This window comes from Kitasatospora sp. NPDC059747 (assembly GCF_042732955.1).
In the GTDB taxonomy this organism is placed as follows: Bacteria; Actinomycetota; Actinomycetes; order Streptomycetales; family Streptomycetaceae; genus Kitasatospora.
Genome location: NZ_JBHWGV010000014.1, coordinates 80,600 through 81,121, shown reverse-complemented (window position 1 = coordinate 81,121; position 522 = coordinate 80,600). Strand labels below are relative to the sequence as shown.

1 pseudogene is annotated in these 522 nt (G+C 76.6%); it reads right to left on the bottom strand.

From position 1 onward, the window contains the following. Nucleotides 1–143: 143 nt before the first annotated feature. Nucleotides 144–522, bottom strand: a pseudogene (locus ACFV4G_RS09055) (L-arabinose isomerase); the annotation flags it as partial.

Genomic DNA, 522 nt, shown 5'->3' with positions numbered 1-522 from the left:
GTGGTTGTTGTGGGCGTCTCTCGGCCCGGTTCCTAGACCAGGGGTTTGGTGGGGGTGGGGTGGGGTGGGGGGGGGGGCCGGCCCCCCCCGCGGGGGGGGGGGGCGCCCTCGGCGGGGCCGCCGGGCGGCGGGGAGTCGGCGGGTCAGAACCCCTGGGCCAGGCGGTGGTAGGCCTGGTTCCAGCGGAGCTCCTTCGTGAACCGGCGGATGGACGTGTCCTCGTCGATCATCAGGAGCTCCACGCCGAGCATCTCGGCCAGGTCCTCCAGTTCCTCGGTGCCGAGCGCGCCGGAAAGCACGGTGTGGTGCGGCGCACCGGCCGTCAGCCACGCCTCGGCGGAGGTGTGGAGGTCCGGACGCGGCTTCCAGACGGCGCGGGCCACGGGCAGGTTGGGCAGCGGCGCCGGCGGCTCGACGACGTCGACGTCGTTCGCGACCAGCCGGAAGCGGTCGCCCAGGTCGGCGAGGCCGCCCACGACCCCCGGGCCGGGCGCGGCGTCGCAGACCCCGCGGACCGGGGGC